General features: G+C 63.5%; 20 protein-coding genes and 1 pseudogene. 12 read left to right on the forward strand and 9 right to left on the reverse strand.

Translation table 11 applies throughout. The features are described from left to right. Nucleotides 1-596 precede the first annotated feature (596 nt). Together GGQ89_RS13475 and GGQ89_RS13480 are read left to right on the forward strand one after the other, a co-directional pair. Nucleotides 597-761 carry a hypothetical protein gene (locus tag GGQ89_RS13475; RefSeq protein ID WP_165800937.1) on the forward strand — a complete coding sequence of 55 codons (165 nt, stop codon included), beginning with the start codon at nt 597-599 and terminating at the stop codon, nt 759-761. 133 nt (nt 762-894) lie between these two features. After that, complete coding sequence (locus GGQ89_RS13480; protein WP_043061320.1) at nt 895-1,086, forward strand: hypothetical protein; 192 nt, start codon at nt 895-897, stop codon at nt 1,084-1,086. A gap of 13 nt (nt 1,087-1,099) precedes the next feature. Here the strand turns inward: GGQ89_RS13480 and GGQ89_RS13485 are convergent, their stop codons facing one another. Both GGQ89_RS13485 and GGQ89_RS13490 read right to left on the reverse strand, forming a co-directional pair. Then, nucleotides 1,100-1,753 (reverse strand): SOS response-associated peptidase, encoded by a 654-nt coding sequence (locus GGQ89_RS13485; protein ID WP_052814254.1) that lies wholly within the window; start codon nt 1,751-1,753, stop codon nt 1,100-1,102. Nucleotides 1,754-1,765: 12 nt separating this feature from the next. Further along, a complete protein-coding gene (locus tag GGQ89_RS13490; protein ID WP_043061319.1) occupies nt 1,766-2,092 on the reverse strand; it encodes a hypothetical protein in 327 nt (108 codons plus the stop codon). A gap of 265 nt (nt 2,093-2,357) precedes the next feature. Between GGQ89_RS13490 and GGQ89_RS13495 the strand changes: the two genes are divergently transcribed. The 3 genes from GGQ89_RS13495 (at nt 2,358) to GGQ89_RS13505 (ending at nt 6,318) form a co-directional block, all read left to right on the forward strand. Beyond that, complete coding sequence (locus GGQ89_RS13495; RefSeq protein ID WP_061780325.1) at nt 2,358-2,750, forward strand: DUF3768 domain-containing protein; 393 nt, start codon at nt 2,358-2,360, stop codon at nt 2,748-2,750. Nucleotides 2,751-5,305: 2,555 nt separating this feature from the next. Next, nucleotides 5,306-5,980, forward strand: a complete 675-nt coding sequence (locus GGQ89_RS13500) for a ParA family protein (protein WP_244885654.1) — start codon at nt 5,306-5,308, stop codon at nt 5,978-5,980. Further along, nucleotides 5,977-6,318: a hypothetical protein gene (locus GGQ89_RS13505; protein ID WP_043061317.1), complete on the forward strand. Its 342-nt coding sequence runs from the start codon at nt 5,977-5,979 to the stop codon at nt 6,316-6,318. The genes GGQ89_RS13500 and GGQ89_RS13505 overlap by 4 nt, the downstream gene beginning before the upstream one ends. A 725-nt stretch (nt 6,319-7,043) precedes the next feature. Here GGQ89_RS13505 and GGQ89_RS13510 read toward each other — a convergent pair. Continuing rightward, nucleotides 7,044-7,310 carry a hypothetical protein gene (locus tag GGQ89_RS13510; protein ID WP_043061316.1) on the reverse strand — a complete coding sequence of 89 codons (267 nt, stop codon included), beginning with the start codon at nt 7,308-7,310 and terminating at the stop codon, nt 7,044-7,046. A gap of 344 nt (nt 7,311-7,654) precedes the next feature. Between GGQ89_RS13510 and GGQ89_RS13515 the strand changes: the two genes are divergently transcribed. Genes GGQ89_RS13515 through GGQ89_RS13525 form a run of 3 tightly spaced genes read left to right on the forward strand, consistent with a single transcriptional unit; the run spans nt 7,655 to nt 10,532 of the window. After that, nucleotides 7,655-8,245: a hypothetical protein gene (locus GGQ89_RS13515; protein WP_338112283.1), complete on the forward strand. Its 591-nt coding sequence runs from the start codon at nt 7,655-7,657 to the stop codon at nt 8,243-8,245. Beyond that, complete coding sequence (locus GGQ89_RS13520) at nt 8,242-9,669, forward strand: relaxase/mobilization nuclease domain-containing protein (RefSeq protein WP_241769347.1); 1,428 nt, start codon at nt 8,242-8,244, stop codon at nt 9,667-9,669. Before GGQ89_RS13515 ends, GGQ89_RS13520 begins: the two co-directional genes overlap by 4 nt. Further along, nucleotides 9,666-10,532 (forward strand): hypothetical protein, encoded by an 867-nt coding sequence (locus GGQ89_RS13525; protein WP_116462766.1) that lies wholly within the window; start codon nt 9,666-9,668, stop codon nt 10,530-10,532. Before GGQ89_RS13520 ends, GGQ89_RS13525 begins: the two co-directional genes overlap by 4 nt. A gap of 64 nt (nt 10,533-10,596) precedes the next feature. Here the strand turns inward: GGQ89_RS13525 and GGQ89_RS13530 are convergent, their stop codons facing one another. Together GGQ89_RS13530 and GGQ89_RS13535 are read right to left on the reverse strand one after the other, a co-directional pair. Next, complete coding sequence (locus GGQ89_RS13530) at nt 10,597-12,015, reverse strand: argonaute/piwi family protein (protein WP_043061314.1); 1,419 nt, start codon at nt 12,013-12,015, stop codon at nt 10,597-10,599. Next, nucleotides 12,012-13,613, reverse strand: a complete 1,602-nt coding sequence (locus tag GGQ89_RS13535) for an SIR2 family protein (RefSeq protein WP_206362708.1) — start codon at nt 13,611-13,613, stop codon at nt 12,012-12,014. The genes GGQ89_RS13530 and GGQ89_RS13535 overlap by 4 nt, the downstream gene beginning before the upstream one ends. Before the next feature lie 303 nt (nt 13,614-13,916). Here GGQ89_RS13535 and GGQ89_RS13540 point away from each other — a divergent pair, with 303 nt between their 5' ends. The 4 genes from GGQ89_RS13540 (at nt 13,917) to GGQ89_RS13555 (ending at nt 16,604) form a co-directional block, all read left to right on the forward strand. Then, the gene (locus tag GGQ89_RS13540) at nt 13,917-14,543 is read left to right on the forward strand and encodes a DUF2026 family protein (protein WP_043061313.1); all 627 of its coding nucleotides are present in this window, start codon (nt 13,917-13,919) and stop codon (nt 14,541-14,543) included. Between the two features lie 53 nt (nt 14,544-14,596). Then, nucleotides 14,597-15,244 carry an abortive infection system antitoxin AbiGi family protein gene (locus tag GGQ89_RS13545; protein WP_043061332.1) on the forward strand — a complete coding sequence of 216 codons (648 nt, stop codon included), beginning with the start codon at nt 14,597-14,599 and terminating at the stop codon, nt 15,242-15,244. A gap of 119 nt (nt 15,245-15,363) precedes the next feature. Continuing rightward, nucleotides 15,364-15,843, forward strand: a complete 480-nt coding sequence (locus tag GGQ89_RS13550; RefSeq protein ID WP_043061312.1) for a hypothetical protein — start codon at nt 15,364-15,366, stop codon at nt 15,841-15,843. Continuing rightward, entirely contained in the window at nt 15,828-16,604 is a 777-nt protein-coding gene (locus GGQ89_RS13555) for a hypothetical protein (RefSeq protein ID WP_043061311.1), read from the forward strand. The genes GGQ89_RS13550 and GGQ89_RS13555 overlap by 16 nt, the downstream gene beginning before the upstream one ends. On the opposite strand, the pseudogene GGQ89_RS13560 reads toward GGQ89_RS13555, so the two are convergent. From GGQ89_RS13560 to virB10, 4 genes and pseudogenes are all read right to left on the reverse strand, one after another. Continuing rightward, a pseudogene (locus tag GGQ89_RS13560) lies at nt 16,576-16,939 on the reverse strand (transposase); the annotation flags it as partial. The gene GGQ89_RS13555 and the pseudogene GGQ89_RS13560 overlap by 29 nt on opposite strands. A gap of 102 nt (nt 16,940-17,041) precedes the next feature. Further along, nucleotides 17,042-18,955, reverse strand: a complete 1,914-nt coding sequence (locus GGQ89_RS13565) for a type IV secretory system conjugative DNA transfer family protein (RefSeq protein WP_061780304.1) — start codon at nt 18,953-18,955, stop codon at nt 17,042-17,044. Between the two features lie 12 nt (nt 18,956-18,967). Beyond that, nucleotides 18,968-19,990: a P-type DNA transfer ATPase VirB11 gene (gene virB11 / locus GGQ89_RS13570; protein WP_043061310.1), complete on the reverse strand. Its 1,023-nt coding sequence runs from the start codon at nt 19,988-19,990 to the stop codon at nt 18,968-18,970. A gap of 1 nt (nt 19,991) precedes the next feature. Further along, a complete protein-coding gene (gene virB10, locus GGQ89_RS13575) occupies nt 19,992-21,302 on the reverse strand; it encodes a type IV secretion system protein VirB10 (protein ID WP_061780303.1) in 1,311 nt (436 codons plus the stop codon).

The raw sequence follows: 21,302 nt of genomic DNA on the forward strand, positions 1-21,302 counted from the left end.
CCCCTCCCCTTGCCCGGTGCGAAGGATCAGTATCCGACCTCGACCGGCAACGCACCGCAGGTATGACGCTGCTGTTCCAGTCCCCGTAGCAGAACACATCGTCGACGTCTCCCGGCTGTCGCCGGGACCGCCGCTCTATTCCGCTTGACGCTCCACCGAGCCCCTGACGGGTCTCGGCCCATCCGGGTGACGATCAGCTGACGAAGGCAGTGGCGCACAACGGGGCCGATCGCAGGCAACCGGCGCGCTGTGCCTGTCGAGCGCAATAGGATCGCTGGCGCATAGCACTGGTCTTGCCATCGCGGCACGCGGAGTGGGCGCGCGAGGAAAGGGAGCGACCGGATCGCCGACGTGGTGAACGTCGAGGGCGGCCCAGTGCTTCAGCCACGACGCTCCCGGCCGACGAGGTTCACCCCGCTCTTGGAGGCGCAATCCTTGGGCCGGTGCGGGTCCTTGTACGATCAACCCGTGAAGGGTCCGGGCGCTTCGCTACGGCTTTTTGCCGTGCCGGCGAAAAGTGATCGCGGCCCCTCCCCGTCCTGTCGGGCGCCTGTCGAGCGGGGATGAACCCCGTCGGCTTCACAGGAGCCTCGGACATGTTCAACGACATCTGGATCGCCCGCAAATCCGCCCTCAGCCTCGCCCGCAGCCTCATGGTCGCCACCATGGTCATCGCCATCGGCACCCAATACGCCGTCATCACCGCCGAAGATCACGACAGCTCGCACATCATCGTCAACGAATACGACCCTTTTGCCTGACATCCCGGGGGCTGAAAGGCCCCCCTCCCCTCCCCGTCTCGACCAAGGGCCCGGGCGGGCATCGAACCCGCCCGGGCCCGGTGGAGCGGTTCACCGGCTCACCAGATCCGCTGATCCCGGCTATCGTCGCGCGATGGCGCACGAGCTCGATGACATCGCCGCGCAAACCGAATGCCCGGCGTGCGGTCGGACACTCAACATCGCGTTCAAGACGCTTCGCCTCGCGCGGACGATCGATTGTCCGGGATGCGACGAGACGATCCGACCGATCGACGATACCCCCATCGCCCGCGTGCAGAAGCTGATCGACGAGGCCGACGGCTGACCACCTGACGGCCTCAGAGCAGGCCGCCGGTGACCTCGTGAAACGGCCGGATGCTATAGAGATCGGCGGGCTCGGTCGTCAGCAGGTCATCGACCGGCGCCTCCAGATCGAGCCAACGCGCCCAATCCTCCTGCCGCAACACAACCGGCGCGCGGTCATGGAGATCACTCAGCGCGCCCGGCGGCTGCGTCACCATCGTGAAGCTCTCGATCTCGCCCGCGTCCTGCGTCCTCGCCCGATCCCACAGGCCGGCGAAGCAGATCGGTGCGCCGTCCCGCGGAGCGACGTAGAATTTGGGTTTCGGCTTGCCCTCCCCCTTCCACTCGACCCACCCTTCGGCAGCGATGAGGCAGCGGCGTCGCTTGAAGGCATCGCGAAACGACGGCGCCGTCTTCACGCCCTCGGCACGGGCATTGAACGTCGCAGCCTTCCAGCCGCTGACCGGCCCCTTATGGAAGAAGGGGATCAATCCCCAGCGCATCCAGGTCAGCGCAACCCCGTCCTCCTGCGCGCGCAAGACGACCGCGCGATTGGTGGGACGAACCTCGGGCTGCGGCTCCAGATTGGGTGCCTGATGACGCTCGGGAAAGCGTACGGGGATGCGCGTCTCGTAGAACTCCTCGCAGACTTGATCGAAGCCCTTGGTGCGGCGGTAGTTGGTGCACATCGCTGTGGGCCGTCAACCGAGCGCGGTACGGACCGGTGGCAACGTCGCGAAGCTCCCGAGCAACGCCGGATCGCGCAGCAGCGCCGTCCAGGCCTGCCCGTAGGTCCGCGATGCGAGATAGAAGGTCGAGCCCGCACAGCCGACCATTCGGCAGCGCTCCAGCTTGTCGACCAGCGAATAGCCCACGCCATGGCGGGCAACGATGTCGTCGAGGTCGACGCGCAGTATCGTCCCGCAGACCGCGCAGCGTACGCGAACGAGCGCGTTCATCCGACGCATCTCGCCGACGTTTTCCAGCCAGCGGGGCCACAGGGCGATGATGTCGGCGCCGGTCTCCATCGATGAAGGATAGCGGGTCGGCTCCGCTTTCGTCCAGCATGGTGGGGCGGCTTGGCAGGGCGGCCCCCTACTCTCTTCCGGCGATCATCCGGGACTTTCCTGGCGCGCACGTCCTCGCCGAGGCGCAGCCCGGCGCAAGCCCGCTGGCGCGGGCTTCTCCACTGCCGTTTCGACCCTTCGGGTGCGCCGGGCGGCTATGCCCCGGCGGTCCTGCCGCGTGTCGAAAGGTCCCGATCACCGGGGCTCGAGCGTCAAGGAGACCGTCATGTCCGATGCCACCCCCCGGCCTGCAAGTACCGCCGATGCCGCCAGCGCGATCGCGCGCCTCAACGACCGGCTGCGCGATCACATCACCCAGCCCGGCACCGACCGGGTCATGATGACCAGCGGGATCGCCGAACTGATCGGCGACGTTGGCATCTTCCGCAACTTCCGCAAGCGCGCCGAACTCCTCCGAGCGATCCGGGGCTATGACGCCTTCACGCGCGCGAACGACCCTTATGGCGAACACGACCTCGGCACGTTCGACTTTGAAGGCGCAGCCTGCATGTGGAAGATCGACTATTACAACGCCGACCTGTCCGCCGGCTCGGAAGACCCCTCAGACCCATCCGTGACGGTACGCGTCCTGACGATCATGCGCGCCGACGAGCGCTGATCGGTCGGGCTCCGGCGGTCCTGCCGCCGGGGTCCGGTGCTGGCAGCGCGCCCAGTGCGTCCGATCCGGCGAGAGGCGCCAGGCCGAGGATCGCGATGGTCAGGGGAGCTGTCGCCATCGATCATGGTGACCCACGCAGCGATGCCGTGACCGCGCTCGGTCAACCCGGCGAAGCTGCACCTGCACGGCCGCGTCATATCGGGGCCGTCTTGGGCTCGTTACCTCGTTGGGGCATGTCGCTTGCTCGCGGATCGCCGCGTCCAACGGGAAGAAAAGAAGAGGCTGTCGTCGACGTCTCCCCAGTGTGACGGCCGGCCGGGGTCGGCGTCAAGGATGCGCGGTTCCCCCAATTCTCCCGGCCCGTTCCGCTGGCGCTCCAGGGCCGAGACAATCGGCTCCCCCACGCCCCGCTCGCGCGGCTGCTGGCGCAGTCCTGGACCCCGGCCCCAACCGACCGTCCAGCGGCACCTCGTCTTCACTCGAACAGACGGAGGCTTTCCATGCATGACCAATCGGCTCGTATCCAGGCGTGGCGTTCGGACCTGGCGGCAATCAATCGGGAGCTCGATGCGGCATCCCCCCTCCCCCGGCCATCAAAGGCCAAGCGTCGCCGCAATCCCAAGCCGCTCTGGGAGGAGTGAGCCGTCAGACCTTGAGGGGGGATCCTCGCGATTTTCTCTCCCTGTCGTCGGTCTCTAGGCGATCGCGGCGGGCGCTGGCCCAAGGGAGAAGGCTTCTTCAAGAGATACCACAGAATAGCGGGACAATGGCGGGTTGCGCCGCGGTGCAGCCGTTCGGTAAGGATGAGGCGCCTGCGGAGACGCGGGCCGGGGCGTGGAAACCCCGAAGAGTGAGAGCCGGTTCGATTGACCGGGTGGCGGACGCGTATGTCCAGGCCGCCCGGCTAAAGGCGTTCGCGCCAAGCTCACTCTTGGTTTCCAACACCCGGTTCCGAAGCGACGGCGTGCCCCGCGGGGCACGCCGCCGGCTTCCTGGCCGCCGGCTGCACGGAGCAGAGGTGTAGTGGCAAAGCGGCCGCGCGACATCGAGGTCGAAATTGTGCGGCGGCACCTGCCGAGCGTTCGTCAGCTTCTTTCGGCGCATCTTTGGCTCGCAAAGTCGGCGCGCATGACGCGGCATCGCATTTGGGCGACCTCCCCTTGTCAACCCTGCCGAGCTTGGATGGCCTCTGGATCCGGCGCGGCCAAAGCTATCGGCCGTCGTTTCCGGCCGACGCAACGCTGCTGGTGGGCGACGCCATTCTGCGATCGGCGTCGTATGTCTGGCTGGTGTGCGGCTAGATGGTCAGGGCGACCGTTGGTTATTGCCTGGGCGCAGCGACCATTCCGGCCGGCGACGTGGCCGCCACCGAGGCAAGCCGGTGCACCATGCCTCCGACGACCATGTGCGCAAAGTGTACAATGTGCACCGAGTGAGCACATGGCTAACGTTCACGGTGTGAGCATTTTGAAGGTTGGGACGTGTGCACGGCGTGAACATGTCAGCGCGGTGAACGTATAAACCTCGCGACCAAGTAGCCGCGAGCCGGTAGGAATTCGGTCCAGCTTGCTCTCTGCCGCAGGGTCTTCTCGCGGGGCGGTGATACGCACAACGGCGCGCGCAAACGTTCACAGCGTGAACATGGGCGCATTGTCGACAGGTTCAAGGAGGATCGTCGCGGCTGAAGCGCGGTTGCGCCTCTCGCCAGTACAGGAGCCTATTCGTCCCAGGTAGCTGCACTCACCAGCAGAGCGCCGACGACCTGCCCCCCCTCCCCGCGGCAGCGCCGCGCGGTTCGGGTGCGGGCGGTGACAGGATGGCCAATGATGTGGCGAGGCCGTTCCACGGGTATCGAGGTGAACATATTCAGGCGGTGAGCATGTCGCCAAGGTGAACGTCCTAGCTATGTGAACGTGTGACCAGGGTGAACATCAGAGCCATGTGTACATGAGTGCGGTGTGAACATGTCGCCGCGGTGAGCTTACGACCACACCAAGGCTGCACTGGGATCGCTGACGTCGCCGGTCGCGAAAGGCGATCGGACAACGCCTCGGCGGTTTGGTTGCGCTGATTGCTCGGTCGGCGAAACTCGGTCAACTCCCATCGCTGGCTGAACGCGGTTGCGTGGAATAGACGCTGGTCGTCCTAAGCAGGCGTGAGGGCAGGGGAGGGCGAGTGCCTCTGCGAGTTTCCTCGTGAGCATGTACTCAATGTGAGCATGCTCACACGTGGCGCTTGAACGTGCCGTCCGATCGCCGAGCGAAGGCGGTCCCCTGGCGCACAGGGCGATGCTGTCGGGAACGCGGCACTGTGGTCGCTTGTCGGACGCGAGTGCAAGCCGCGTCCGGTGCCTGACCCATTGCCAGCCATCCAACGCCCGCAATGCTCACGCGGTGCCCATGTTCACACGGCTTACATGTCAATAAAGTGCGCAAGCGACCATCGCGCACTTGTCACCAATGGGGGCTTGTGCAACTTTGGTCACACGTTCGCGGCGTGGTTGGTGCGTCACATGTGCACATCCGCCGATCAACCTGAGGAGACATCTGTTGCCGGTGATATCGATGCTGTCCCCGAAGGGCGGGGTGGGGAAGACCACTACCTCGCTCATTCTCGCGACGGTTCTCGCTTCGAAAGGGTCGAGCGTCGTGATGATCGACGCCGACCCGAATTTCCCGCTGTCACGCTGGGCGGCGAAGGACGGGAAGCCTGACAATATCGAGGTGGTACCCGAGATCGATGAGGACGAGATCATCAGTACGATCGACGCGGCGCGTAAACGCGCCGACTATGTCATCGTCGACCTGGAAGGGAAGGCCAGCGCGCGGGCGACCAACGCACTGATGATGTCGCATCTCGCCCTTGTCCCGATCCAGGGCTCCGAACTCGACGCCATGGAAGCTGCGCGCGCGTTCAAGGCGATTCGCAATGCCGGTACCGCGCGCCAGCGCCCCTTGCCCTTTGCCGCGGTTCTGACGCGGACGCCTGCTTCGACGAGGCTGTGGCCGCGTGACCTGAAAGCCGTCGTCGGCAATCTGGAAGATGCAGACGTCCCGATGATCTCGACCGCTATCGCCGAGCGCGGTGCATTCCGCGGCCTGTTCAGTATGGGCGGTACGCTGGACGACATGACTGCGGCGGATGTCGGTTCACTCGACAGCGCGAAGGCGAACGCTAACGCCTTCGCGTTCGACGTAGTGACGCTGCTCAAGGAAGGACTGGGCGCATGAGCGAGAAGCCTGCGGCATCGCGTCGATCGATCACCAGCTTCGCCGCTGATGATGACATTCCGGTCCCCACCGCTGAACAGCTGGCCGCAGCCAAATCAGCAGGGGAGGGGCTGGGCTTTCGCTCCGAAAAGCCGGCTCCCGCACCGGCGCAGCGGCCGGCGCCCAAGGTCCGGCAGCCGACCTTTACCGACGCGGTGCACGTCCGGTGCCGTCCCGAGGATCGTGCTCGCTTCGAGGACTTCGTCTGGCGCAACCGCGTTTCAAAGGGTGAGGCAATGACGCTTCTCCTTGACTTGGCCCTGACCGAAGAGGCGCGGAAGGCAAAAGCCGGGAAGTGACGACAAGCTGACCGGGGAGGGGAGGGGGTAAGTCTCCCGGCCATGATCGCGACCGCCCCGTCGATGGCACTCCGCCAGCACAGCCGGCGTCATACACCGGCCGGAAGGGGAGGGGGGCTGACCGCCAGGGACCATCCCCGTCGCTCCTCATGCCGAGCGACGAATCGGTGTGATTGATCGGCCGCAGGGTGACCGTTCCTGTGTCAGGTAGCGTCGCGTTGGGGCTTGCGCGTGCACGCCAAACGCGGGTCAGCGGCCGTTGGGAAGCGGACCAGCGGCAACGGAGCTCGCTATCTGCCGATAGCCTCGATCGGATCGCCTGGTCGTCATGATCTAGGCAACGTCAGCGACTCCGCACGATCGCCCATGTCCCGCCATCGTACCCGTTGCGACCGCGATGGGGCTGGTGAAAGGCGCGAGGCTAGCGGCCGAGGAGCCTTGGTTGCCGGGAGCCGGTGCCGTCCTCGCTGCGACGGACTGGTGCGATCGCGGGAACGGCATCCGCTACGACGGGTGTGCTACCGACGATCCGTCGAGCGACCGTTCACGACAGCTATCCGAGCTCCGGGGACTGGTCGCCGGCAAGCGGAGAGGGGGAGGGGGTCGCGGGAACGCCGCTCTGATGCCCTGTTCCCTTCGCGCGATCGGATCCGCGAACGGCTGCCGCTGACACGCCGTTGGTCGGACATGCGATCCTCCAGAATACGCTCGCCCCGGCCGACCGATCAGCCCGAGAGCGCGGCCAGTCGTTCAGCCACTGCCTTGCCGCCATGGGAGGCGAGCGCCGCTGCGATCGTGCGGGCGTCGGACTTCTCGATGGCAGCGATCTTGACCCGCTCGAGCGCGGCCAGAAGGACAGGACGACCGGCGTCACGGGCCGCTTCCGTCGCTTGCTTCGCCTGCTCGTCGACGCGCGCCAGTTCGGCAAGCAGCGCCTCGCGTCTCGCCGCGATGGCCGCCAGATCACCGGTGTTGGATTTCGCACGAGGCATGTGGCGTTCTCTCTTGTGCTGCAATTCGTGGACAGCACAAACATGGCCGACCCTCTCCAAGATTACTAGGTATCAGGGTATTGATCTTGTCCAGATCGACGGTGTCGATACCGGACCGGCATCAATGACGACTGCCAAGGCCGTTCGACTGTCGAACATATCAGGCGTCCATGTGCTTGCAATAACCTCGGCAATACAGCCCACTCCGCGTCTGGAGTGATTTCACTCCATCTAATTGGTTTTTGTACGAGGGTGGATCAATTATGAGGGATGGCAGGATATGCCATCTGGCACCAATGTAATACATTGGCTCGATGGCACCGCTGCACGGGGCTTTGAAAGTGGTGATCAGTCTTCGGCTCAAGGACGATCTGATCGCGGAGATCGACCGCGTCGCGGCCGCCCATGGCCAGACCCGGAGCGCCTGGATCGCGCAGATCCTCACGCGCACGGTGCTTGCGTCGGAACATGATGACCTGCCCATCGCGGGGGCGGCAGGTAGGCTCGATCACGAGGGTCATTCAGACGAGCAGGTCCGGGTGACGGTCCGCCTCAACCGGCGCGAGATCGAGGCGATCGATATTGTTGGCGCGCCGCTCGGCCTGTCCCGCAACGAGTGGATCAAACGCGCCCTGCGCTGGCAGCTCTGGGACAAGGCCGCGCAGCTCCGGCTATGCCCGGCCATGAAGGAGGAGGTCGGAAAAGTCCGCAAGCAGATCCTTCTGATCGGCCGCAACATCAACCAGGCGGTCCATGCCATGAATGCCGCCAACCAGCCCGAGAGCAGCCTCGACATCGCGCGGATTGCGGAACCCTTTCTGGAGACGTGCGCCGACCTGAAGATCGTTCTGCACGCCACTCGGCGCAGCCTGTCCGCCTATGTCGGGGGCGAAGTCGCGTATTGGACCGGCGCGTTCGGAGCACCGCGCGCGTGAGCCTCAACCTGTCGCCGGGCACGCTCGACACGATGGCGGGGATCTTCGCGCCAGCGAAGAAGCAGAGGCTCGGCAGCGGGGGCGGGTCGCCTCCACCAGCAAAGCAGGGCGGAACAATGCTGAGGCTCGCGGTCGCCTCCATGTTCCCGAAGGCCACGAGCCGACCGGGTGGCGGTCGCCAACCTTATGCGACGAAGCAGGCATTCGGTGCGGGCGCCCAAGGCGCCGTCAGTCGTCGCGCTATCGCGACGATGGACCGAACCGCACGCCGGGTCCCCGAGGTCCTCGTTCGCATCACGGGACGTCAGCATGGCAGCGGGCACGTGCTCGCCAATTTCGCCTACATCAGTCGCCTTGGTCACGGCACCGACAAGCAATTGGCGCTGTATACGAGCGACGAGGAGGTGCTCCGTGACGGACGCGCCATGCAGGAGCTCGCGCAGGATTGGCAGGAATGGGAGATGGGCGACGATGCCCGCCGCAAGGGCGCGACGTCGCTATCGATGATCCTTTCGATGCCATCGGGTACCGATCCCGAACGCCTCAAGGCGGCCGCGCTGGATTTCGCGCGGGAGGAATTCGCGAACCGGTCCTGGGTCGCGTCGCTCCACATTGACCGGGATCATCCGCACGTTCACCTGACCTTCGCACGGCGCGACCATGATGGTCGACGTTTTCACCCCACCCGTGACGACCTCTTCCGCTACCGCCAGCGCTTCGCCCAGAAGCTGCGCGACCGCGGCATAGAGGCGAATGCGACGCCGGCGAAGGCGAGGGGGGTAGACCCCAAGCATGAGCCGATCGCTGCCAGGAAAGTGCGAGCAAACGGCCAGGTACCGCGGCTCGACACGAACCGCCTCGCGCGCGCACAACGCTTCGCGAACGCGACCACAGCCGATCCGGTTCGGGCTATCCTTACCGAGCAACAGGCCGTCGTCAGGGACGCCTATCTGCAGTCGATCGCCGAGCTCAGTGCCACCCCGTCGGTCGTCAACCAGACGGTCGCGAAAAGCCTGCAACGGTTCGTCGAGGTTCTGCCCGACCCCGAACCGAACTCCATCCAGGCCGCCCATACGCTCCGCGTGCTGCGGGCGTTGGACACCCGACTTGGTGGACTCGAAGCGGAGGCAAGCGATGCGCCAGCGGACCCGATCGCCGCCGCGATCGCCCGGTCCAGCGCGATGAGGGACCGGATCGAGGCACGTCGTCTTCGCGATCAGACGGATGCGGTCCGCTCGCCCGAACCCGTCGACCCCGAGCGGCAGAAGGAGGAAACTCGGACACCAATCACCCGCCACGATCCGGCAACCGCACCGACCGATATCGACGAGGTAATGCGTCAGGTTCAGGAGCGAGAACGCGCGCGGATGGCCCGCGAGCGGGAGCGGGATCGAAGCCCTGGTAGGGGAGGGCCGACGCGATGAGCGATGTCAGTCAGACTGCCGCCCTAGCCGCCATTCTTGACGCGCTGACACTGATGCAGGACCAGGTCGAAGAGATCGGCGAACGCAGCAAGCGCCTCGAAGCAAATCAGGCCGACATCCTTGCAAGGCTCGAGACCATCGATGCTGCGCAGGCCATCGCGACGGACCTCCAGCCTAATCTCGAGCATCTCGCGTCCGAAGTCTCCGAGACCCGGGGCGAGATGGGGGAGGGGTTCGCCCGTGTTGCGCAGGTCGCGGGCTGGGCGCATGCCGCGGCCGCTGGCAACGCCGCTCCATTGCCGGCCGATGTCCTCGACGATCCGCTGCTCGAGCTCTTCGTCATCAGCCAACCCGCAGACCGCACTTCAACCCGCCGCGCCATCGTGGATTGGCGGGAGAAGGCGCGGACGGTCGATACTGCGGCGCTGACCGCTCTTCTGATTAGCCAGTACCGCCCGTCACCGACAGACGATCGCGCAGGCCGCCGTCTGCGATACAAGTTGGCTGCGATCACCCGCGACGAACTGGAGCGTCGAGGTGCTGTGATGCCGCCATTGCCGCGCTCGACAATAGCGGCGGACCGATCGGCCGAGGCGCAGCGCGCGCGGTCCGAGGCGCTGGTCGAGGTGTGGCAAGCGGGGGAGGGCGCAATGCTCTACGCTGAGCCGGAGCTCGCTGGTGCGATGGACATCATGGCGGCGGCAAGGCGGGAGGGTGTTGCGCTGCCTGAGCAGAGCCTAGCAAGCGGATTGGCTGCGTTGCATCAGACGATTTCAGATCGCCTGAGTGTCGGCGACAGACCTGAGTTGGCATCTGATCCGAAGAACGTCGGCGCGAGGGAAGAAATACTCCGTGATCGATAGCTTTGAATCACGTACAATCTGAGGAAGAGACGCTGAAGCCGTGCGCCACATGTCAATGAGCGCGTCACATGAAGAAGCGGAACTGAAACGGGGTACTCCCCAAGCGGGGCATTCGTTTAAGAACCCGCGCTAGGACCTTGGCGTAGCTCATGGTCACGGGTAGGGGATCGTAGAGTCCGTCGTTGTTCCAATTCATCTTGGAAAGCGCCAATGCCGCCATAGCCGTGTCATCCCACGAGCCATGTCCGGCGTGGCGCACAAGCCGGATCGGCTTGGGAGTTCCCCGCCCGCCCTGAAGGTGCGGCCGCTTGCCCAAGCCGTCTACCGCGCCGTGTATCCAAAGCAGCGCGTCTCGTGGGCCGAGCTGTACCAGCGTTCCCCGTTTGACCGGATATGCGGCGGCCTGATTGCGGCGTGGATTGTTGGGGTCCTGCTCCCACCAGACACCACGCCACCCGACCTCATCAACGACTTGGATGAGATCGACCGCTTCGCAGACCGGTAGCGCTTCGAAGCAACCAGCGATCTCGTCGCTTTTGAATTCGGTGGTCTTGTGGATCATCACGCGTCGAGGTGAGCGTCCCCCGTGTCGTCGCCTGTAGAGTTCGAGCGACCGCGTGATCACTCGGAACATCTCGGCACGAGACAAAAACGGGTTCTCCCGTTGTACCTGAATTTCATTGGTATCAAACGCGATAAATTCTAATCCGGCGCCGTCCTCATCGAAAACCTGACTGCAGCAGGTTACGAAACGTGGACTACCGCTGTCGTCATTACGAACGGCATAGGAAATGCCGATGAAGGCCGTTTCCGCCTTGGTGTCAGCCAACTTCCAAGGAATGCCGCCAGCCTTGGCATAGATTGCGAGGCCGATACGCCACATCACGCTCGCTCGACATGAATAGGAGAGCGCGCGCCCTTCACGCACGATCTGGATCGGCATCCCGCGAATTGCTGCAAAGGCCTTCAGATAGTCGTGCAGGTCGAAGTCATCGTCGTGGCCGAAGAAGGCGGCCTCCCAGCGATCGGGCAGGTAGACGAACAGAACGTCGAACTCCGTGCGAAACGCCTCCAAGCAGCGAACTGCTTGGATAAGGCGGTCGGCCAGCAGAGTATGCGGCGCCGGGCTCGCGGCGAGATCGGCGTCCAGTGCCGGCTCAAGTTCGACACGGCACTTGGCCGGTGCCGCGGTTACCCGCGTGTTGAACACGGCCGAGAAGCCCGGCCACTCGGGAAGATAATCGGTTCGTTCACGTGGCGAAAACGTCCGGTGGAGCTCTTGCATGAAGCCGAACAGGCGGGTGGACTCTCCGGCCGGCGCAATGGTGGCAACCCGAATGGGACTGGGCACCTGCGAGGCGGAAAAGGGACCAAACCTCTTGAGGCCGCGTAGCGGATGAATATCTCGATCGCCGCTGCGCTCAGGATGGAAGAGGAGTTCCGGCTCCGGATACCAGACGTGGGGCGAAATTTCGCTGCTCATGGCGTCACCCTGAACGAGAACGCGGTTCGTCGCCCGACGGCGAACGAAGCGTCGATCCCATCTCCAATCCCCAGTGCCCGCACATTCTCTCCGGCAAACAGTCCCGTCCAGAAATCGATGAGCTTATCCGCATCCCGGTTGTAGCGGCGCGCTGTTCGCTCGCGCGCAAAGTCGGCCGCCTTGGCCCGGCTTGCGGTTGAGCCATCGTCGTCCGTATCGATCCGGGGCTCAACCAAGAGCCACAAGCGGTCGTCCGCCCAATCCAAGCGGACCGCTACTCCCTCCCGCCATCGTACCTTGCCGCCGTCGATCCGACCTTGGAGCGGTCCCACCAAGCTGCGCAGCGACCCCCAATGCTCATCTGCCGGGTCGTGCGGTGCCAGGATATGGACGTTGCGCCGCCGCTGGGCATCAAGCCCATGTACACTGCACAGCCCACGAACCAGCGCCTCTCGCAGCAGGCCTCGTTCACCGGAATCGTAACGCAGTCGCCGATCCTCAAAGACGGACAGATCAAAGTCCGTGATATCGTAGGGGGCGAAGACGCGGCGAAACTCCTGGTCCGAGCCGAACCCAATGACTCCCCCGCTGGTGCGGGTAGCAATCAGATCAGCCTTCGCCGCGAGTATTGCATCCCGGACGTCTGCCGCCCCACCAATTCCACAAACGACGCGGCGGGCGTTTGTCGGTATGGATTCGACCTCGATCCCATTTAGTCGGACGAGAGGCCAGTTATGTTTGCCGGTCAGCGCCGGGGCGGCTGTCCACCAGCGTTGCTTCTGACCCAGGCTGTCGAGCGCTGTCGAGTCGAGGTCAGGCAACAGACGCACGAGATCGCGAAGCGCTTCGTCCAAATTCTCGATACGGACCAGCCCGCTGTCGACGCCAACCGCCTGGGCGCGTTCGAGCAGCTGGTTGACGCGTTCGAAGGGTGGCTCCTCGCCGCGATGCAGCCAAAACAAGCCTCCCGGGAAGGCGCCGGGGCGTTCGAGTGCTGCCTCGAGCGCATCCATAATGGACGCATCGCGTCCGCTATACCCCCCGACGACCAGACCGGATCGGCGGCAGGAATCGACGAGCACCTCTCTGAGCTGTGCATCCTGCTGCCTGAGCTCGTCGGGTGTGTTCTTGAGCCGGCGGGACCGGAAATCGCCGTGCAGCTTGACCTCGATAGGCCATTGCTGCGCTGCAATCTGCTCGGCTGCCAGATCAGGCGCATCAAGGGCCACGACGCTGAGCGACTTGGTGGTGCCATAGGTTTGTGCGCAGGCATCCGCGACGAGGTGATCGAAGTTGGTGGTCCAGATCAGGTGAGCATGCCCCGCCTTTAGCAGGGCAGCGAGCGCTAGGTGGCCATAAGCAGGCTTTGCGCCGCCGATCATGCCATCGATGAACGTTCGACGGTCCTTCTCGGCGGGATAAGCTGCTTCGAATAGCGCCGCATATTCGTCCGGAGCACCGGGGACTGGTAAGCTGCCCGATCCGCTGACATGGGCGTCGAGCAACGCACGCACACTCGGATTGCCGGTGTCGGCGATGGTCGAAAGCGGCACCCGCCGCTGCGCCGCATAGAGGATCTGCTTGAACTGCCAGATCATGTCCCATGCGGTGGGCACGCCCGCAGAGACAGACGCACCCGCGCCCAGAAACCACATGAGCTGACCAGGTCGCAGCGCGAAGCGCCGTGCGAAGTCATCACTATCTATCTCAGGTGCCAAGCCATTCCCCTCCCGGGCCACGCTAGCCAACTCAGGCCGCCTGTAAAGTAGAGGCAGCCAGCGTTGTGAGATCGGTCGGACTGAACCAAAACACCCGCTTCTCGAAATCTGCCGGTTCTCGTCAGTGCCGCAGGAAGCCGTCAGCTCTAGGCACTGGCCTGGGGCGATCACATATAAGACTGTATGAGCACTTTTCTGCTTCCGTTATCCGAGTTCAACCGCATCCATCAGGTGATCCACGGCACGATCAAGGACGAGGGCAATCCCGGCAAGGCGTGCACGCTCTTTGCCTGCATCGGCGCCTTAATCTTGAACAAGCATTACAAGATACCGGCCAGGGCGGTAGCCGGAGGTTTTGCGCTATGCGTCGAACCCGAGAAGGTCATGTTCTTCGGGCGGGATGGGGGAGGTACCGTAGAGTTCGACGAAGACGGCTTCCACATGTGGGTCCAAACCGAGACCCACGTGATCGACTTCATGTCTCCCTTGTACCAAGAAGCGTTCCAGGACGTGCAGCAGGAAGTGGCCATTCCACGCCGAATGTTGCAGAAGCGGCTATCCGATGAAGCACCCGACCTCAACCAGCTAAAGAAGGCCGGCGACTACTTTACGATGCCCGATCCGGAGCTGAGCGAGCGCTTGATCGATCACGTCCTAGACCGGCCTATCAACACCGATATTATCCACATCGCTGAAACATGGTTCGGCACGCGTCGAGGTAAGCAGAAGCCATCGCTGACGATCGGCAGCAATGACGGGCTGGTTCGTGACCTGCGGCTGCCGGCGACCGTCGCGCGAGGAGCTTGGTAAGCCATGGCAGTTGCACGATGCCGCTCCGGTTCGCCTAGCCCATGGCCCCTGCGATGCCGCTGATCGGCACAATTGATCCTGCATGGAAGGACATGTCCAAATACGTAGTCCACTTCGCCAAGGAGTCTAAGTTCAAATCGGCCTATGATAACGCAATTGCGATCCTGTACGAGCGGCGCATTGTCGCGATGAAGGCGTTCGGTGCCGGACGCCATCTTCCGCACGCCAAGCGCTCGGTCTGTTTTAGTGAGGTGCCGCTTCATCACTTCAAGCGCCTGGCTGACGCGCGAGGTCAGCACGGGATCGGCTTTCGCAAGGAGTTTCTGGTCGAGCGAGGCGGCGGGCCGATCCTCTATGCCTATAAGGATACGCCGCAGGCGCAGGCGATCAATGCCCTGGTCCATAGCGCAGCCGGCGATCCGGCCGCTCCGGTCTGGAATTTGGCGCCCTTTGTGGACTTGCCCGGCACCTATGGTGTCTCGACCTACCTTTTCGAGTGGGAGCGCGAGTGGCGACACGTCGGCGACCTACCGTTTGCAGAGACGGAACCGGCGTTCCTAATTATTCCCGAAACGCTCCACGATGCCGCCAGAGGCTTCTTCGCCTCCGCTAAGCTCGATCATGTCGGCCCGAGCTACGAGTGTCCGTTCATCGATCCCTACTGGAGCGAAGACAGGATCGAGATGGCGTTGTCGGGCTGAGCGCTTGGGTGTTGAAACGGATCTCAATCGGTTGCGCTGTCTGGATGTAAGCGTTGTCGGCACGGCAGGCGAGACTGCACGGAACGACCGACAAGCTTTGCTCACCACGGAGATCAAGCGTGACCTGCATCTACTGTCCTTCCGACGGCCCTTATACTGAAGAGCACGTCGTCCCGGCGGGCATGGGCGGTGACGACGGCAAGTGGTTGCTGAAGGATGTCGTCTGCGGGGTCTGCAATACTGACGTTTTCTCTCCCATGGAAACGAAGGTAATGCGCGCCTCTCCTCTGGCGATCGCCCGCTTGTTCAAGCAGACCCGGTCACGAAAGCGGGGCAAAAGGACTGCCGCGCCCTCTATTTACGCGCCGGTCAGTTACTTTGATGATCCACAGTCCGGTCTGCTTCTTGAACAGGAGCTTGGCAGCGGAGGCCAGTCAATGGTTTGGCCGCAAGTGAACTACGTACCGCCCGAACGGATGACTGTCAGCGCGACCGACGCGGCGTCGGCGAACGAGTTGATTCGCGATCTGGGGCACTCGCCGACCTGCTTACGCTTTGTGAAAAGCTGCGGGACGGTGTCGAGGTGCGTTACCGTCTGACTTTCTTGCGCTGGGACGGCGTCGCTTACCAGCCGGGCGAGGTCGACAGCGCCGCAGCAGCGCCGCGCGGGGCCGTCTGGCTCGAGCCGCTCGAGTACCCAAATACCGAAACAACCGGAACTCTTACCGCGCGTGTCTTTCGTAGGGGCAGGGGGGCGATGACTTGCCGGGCGGAAGATGTCGAGGCTGTCGCCAGCCTGCTAACCCTAATCCGTCAAAACCACCCGAAGCTCGTCGTCCCCGCTGACGCCACCTCAATCAGTACCGACACGCCCGGAATCCATCTTCGCCAGACCATGGATCCCGTTGCCTATGACAGAGTGCTGGTCAAAATAGGCGTAAACGTCTGTGCTCATCTGTTTGGAGACGCAGCTGTTCGGACGCCAGCATTTGCCAGCGCCCGAGACTATGCGCGCTACGGAACTGGCAGCGTCGTTCAGCTTTCGATCGAGGAAGCCAAGAAATTTACCGAAGCTTTCCCGGTGCTCGCACACCATCATCTGCTCCTGGTCGCCACCAAGACACCGGAGGGCGAAAAACCTGGCTGTGTCATGATCACCATGCAGTTCTACGGGGGGCTGACGCATTCCTATTTGCTTGCCGTGGGCGACGTGGTCCCGAACGCCGCAGACCCAATCTTCGTTGTAGTCGACTATGAAGCCAACGTGATCGAGCGTCACACTCCGGAAAGCTTTTCACGGTTCGCGAAGCGAAACGGTGCGACTTGGCGTCCTATCGACCTAGCTGGGGGGAGTAGCTAGGGTCTGGACTCGTTGATCGCAGCCAGGAGATGATGGTGGCCGCGAGGCGACGTCGGAGAAAAAGGCGTTTGGGCACCGATCGTAGCGGGAGCCGACACGGCGCCAGTCCTTCAGACGGCCGAACATGATCTCGATGCGGCTTAGTCGTATCTGAGCGACTCTTTACCCGACCTTCGACGCGGGATGCCGGGTTTAATGCCCTTGGCGTTAAGAGCATTCCTGACCCGACGGCGTCATAGCCGCGATCACTGAGCAGCCACTGCGCCCTTGTGCGGGTCGTCGAGCAGCGCCGCCGCACCGGTGTAATCGCTGACCTGGCCCGCGGTCATGAAGAAGCTCGGGCCGAAGAAAAGTCGTGAATGACCGCGTGTGGGATCGCGTCGCCCATGCTGATCTTTGAGGGTCTAATTATCTGGCCATCGGCGATTGCCGAGAAACTAAGCGACCCGAATGTTGAGTGCGATCAGATGATCGAACAGCTCCTTTGTTCGTGCGCTTGGAGGCACAGCCAAGGCTGCGTCCACGGCGGTACGACTGAGCAAGGTACGCCGTTGATCAGAGCTCCCATGGGTTGAATTCGGCGACGCGAGGCCGGAAGCGGCAATCGCAGCAGCGTCCTCCGCGCCGGACTCGCTTGCCTGAATGACCCTCAAGCTATTGCGGGCCACCGCGGGATCGAGCCGGATCATCGGCATGGCAGGTGGCGCGATCCGTGTGCGTGCCGCGAGCTTCTTCTCGGCATAGTATCGAACCTTCTTGCCATAGGTCGCATACATGCCACGCCGAAAGACAATGAGATCGTCCTCTGGCAACATTTCAACCTCCTGGGGAAGCATCAACGGGCGGCGCTGATCGGACAGCGACGTGGAGCCACCCCCGCCTCCCCAGGTCCCTATCGAGCGCGATCGTGATTTGAACGTGTACGTGCCAAGCTGCTCGGAGATATTCTTCGCATCGGACAGCCCTGCCGGGCGGAGGATGAGCCGCACGGCACAATTGCGTTCGATGTCGGCCGCCACCTTGTCGCCGTAGACGCCTTGGATCTGCTCGATCGATTGGAAGGCCGGAAGCAGCCGGAGACCATAGCCGGCGACGTAGCTGAAGGCGTTCGCCAGGACGGAGCACTTGCCGAGGCTGGCGAATTCGTCGAGCGCGAGAAGCACCTTCACCCGGTGCCGATCTCCCTTTGGCAGTTCGCGCACATTCAGGTCGACGAGCTGCTGGAACAGCAAGCCGTAGATCGGCGCGGCGCGATCGAGGTCGTCGGGCGAGACACCGAGATACAGCGAGATACGCTCATCTCGGAAGTCGCGCAGATCGAAGTCGCTTTCCGAAGTGGCGGCATCGACATAGGGGTTCAGCCACGCATTGACCTTGGCCGTCACCGACTGACGAAGCCCCGTGAACGTGTTCGCCGACGACGACGTGTAATCACGGATGGCAGATTCGCAGCCCCCAGACAGCGGCTTCCCGGTCGCTTTGCGCTGCTCGATGATCTTCGGGAACCGTCGCTGCGCGTCGCCAGCTGCGAACTGCCGGTAGACTTCACCGAACGTGAAGGGGAGCGCGTCTTCGCCATCGTCGGCCGTCGCAGCGATATAGGCCGTGACGCCAAGAAACGCCGTACGTGCCCCCTCGGCCCAGAACTTGTCGCCGGTCAGCGGATCGGGGAACAGCATGACCGCGATTTTCTGCAGTTCGTTGATCACCTCGACCGGATTGCGACGATCGATATAACTGAGCGGATTGTAGCGAGCCGTCCGTCCGGATGGATCAAGCGGGTTGAACAGGACGACACGCTGGCCCAGCTCCTTCAGGCGATAGCCGGCCGTGTTGTCCCAATTCTCCTGCTTAATATCGAGAACTACTAGGGAGTCGGGCCAGTCGAGCAGGTTGGGAATGATGACGCCAACGCCCTTGCCAGCCCTGGTCGGAGCCTCGAGCAGCACGTGCTCGGATCCGTCGAAGCGCATCACCTTTCCGCCGAACTTGCCCAGGACGATGCCTGCCTTGCCGAGCAGCTTGCCCTTGCGAACCTCGCCCGGCCGCGCCCAGCGCGCCTCGCCATGGAGGGTCTGCCGCCGGAAGAGCGAAGACGCGATCAGAAATCCGGTGAGCACCAGTCCGATCCCGAAACCGACGATGAACGGCTTGTAGATGATCGGATAGGCACGCATCGACCACAGGGCCGCCGGGACCTTCAGCCACGGTGTCTTGGCACTGAGAAGATGCGCGCGGCAGAGGACTGCGACGGCTCCGATCGCCGCGCTGAACGCAAGGCCGATCACCGTTAGAAAGATGATTGCGCCGGGTTGCGACCCTTCGCTGCTCCGGACCCACTTGCCGCTCACGCGCGACCCTCCTCAGTCTCGCGGCTTACCCGCCGGATCGAACCACACCTCCGTCATGCGATAGCGCGCAGGCTGCCCGTCTCGCGGGGGCAGCCGGTCCATTTGCACGACGATGTCCACCAGCGACCGCAGCAATGCTCTGATGTCATGGCGGTCGAGGTCGCTTCCGCCGTCCGACTCCTTCACCAGGAGCGTGAGCTGCTCGAGCGCGCCCTCGGCCGTATTGGCGTGGACGGTGGTGATCGATCCGGGATGACCGCTGTTGACGTTCCTTAGGTAGAAGAACGCCGTTCCATCGCGCAGCTCCTGGAGGAGGATGCGATCAGGGCGCATGCGAAGGGCAGACTCCAGCAACTCTTTTGCCCCGACCTTCTGCAGCCCCTTGCCGTCCTTGGCGTACATCATGTGGACGCGGTTGCGCTGCGGCACGACCAGCTCGCGCGTATCCTCGATCGTCAGGATCCGCTCATGGTCGGGGATCAGCTTGATGAGCCCCTTCGAAAAGCTGGTCTTGCCCGATCCTGTGGCGCCGGAAATCAGAATGTTCTTCTTCGCTTCCACGGCCAGTCGGAAGAACGCCTTCCAATCACCGGCCGCGCGCCGCGCGAGCAACGCCGCATCGATCTCCTCGTGAAGCCCTTTGGCACGCACCTCACTGAAAAGACCGGCCCGATCGAAATCGTCGAGGTCCATCGAGACACCGGATGCTTTGCGTACCGTGATCGAGATGAAGCCTTGCTCGACTGCGGGTGGAACGACGACCTGCGCTCGTTCACCGCCTGGAAGGACCGATGATACGATCGGATACTCAGCGCTGACATCCTGTTTGGTGCAGCCGGCGATGAGCCGCGAGAGCGTCATCAAAGACGAACTGTCGAGCGAAGGCTCCTCGTGCCACTCCCAACCCGCGCGAGTTTCCAGTCCAATCAGGCCGGGCTCGTTGATGACGAGTTCTGTGACGTCGGCGCGCTCCAGATGGCGAATGATCGGCGCCGCGTTATGAGCGTAGAGCAGCGAGGCTGAACCCGACGCCATATCAGCGCCTCAGGCGCACTTCGTAGACCGACCGAAAGTCAAAATCCTTCGCGACGAAAATAGCCGCCGTATCGCCTTGGTTCTTCTTCAAGACGGGCCTGATCTGCATCGTCTGTTGAAGAACGGTATTGGCGGTGTTGCCCGGAACCTGCGTCGAATAGGTTCCTTCCCCTTGAACCGCCCGGCTCGCGATGTTGGAGGCGTCCTCCAAGACCGAAATAACGAGGCCAAGGCCGAAGCGGGACCAGAATTGTGTATCAACCCCGCCCGGCAATCCCGCGCGCCCAAGACTGTCAGACGCCGGCGAACCAAGGTTGATCGCGACGCCGCGAGGGGTGAGTGCCCGGGTCCAGAGAACGAAAAGGCGCGCCTGACCTTGCGTGATCCCGCCTGCATACTGGCCGAGCACCTTCGTGCCTTTGTCGAGCAGCACGATGCGGCCGTTTTCCGAGAAGACGTCGTGATTGATGACGCATGACACAAAGCCCGCCTGCGTCGAGTTTATCGCCGTCTGCAGCGTGCAAGGGATGACGGTTCCGGCGCTGAGGAGGAGACTGCGGTCGCCCACCATCGTCGCGCGCACCGTCTGAATGCCGGAATGGCTCAGCTGGTCGCCGAGGTCCGTAGCGCCCTTTGCCGTTGCAGTGCCTTCGCCTTGGTCATTGAAGCCGCTCGCGCCGACATCACGACGAGCGACCATCGACCGCCCGGTCTGGAGGTCGCTGCCATCTTGGACCCCACCGGGATCCTGCGAAGCTCTCGTCGCGTCATTTGCCGATCCGGATGTTTCGGGGGTCGGACCCGTCGCACCGAACGCCATGATCGGCGATCGGCGCGCTGCATCCGCCATGATCCTTGCCTGTTCCGCGCGGCGCTGAGCGGGCGTCTGTTGGCCACTTGCGGTCGGACCCTGGTTCGCCACGACACCCGCCGCAGGATTCGCATTGCCGCTCGCGTCGACCGTCGGTGTCGCCGGCGTGATGGGACGACCGAAGATATCGGTTGCGGGAGCGCCAGGTTGGCCGAGCTGATTGGCGAGCGCGGCGCGCTGGACATTTGGATTGGCCATCACCTCGTCAACGCTGCGATCGCTAGCTTTCGCAGGCGCGGCAGCGTTGGTCGCGTTCACCGGTCGATGAAAGGCACCGTACCCGATGGCTATGCCGCTAATTGCGCCGACAAGCCCTATCCCAGCGCTCAGAAGGGCAATATTCCCCCAGCCGCCGCTACGCGCCACCATGGTGTCCGGCTGTTGCGATGCGATCGGCTCGGGGCCGATCGACCCGCCACGATCGATGATGGTCTCGGCCAT

Origin of the sequence: Sphingomonas yabuuchiae (assembly GCF_014199595.1) — a bacterium.
Lineage (GTDB): Bacteria > Pseudomonadota > Alphaproteobacteria > Sphingomonadales > Sphingomonadaceae > Sphingomonas > Sphingomonas yabuuchiae.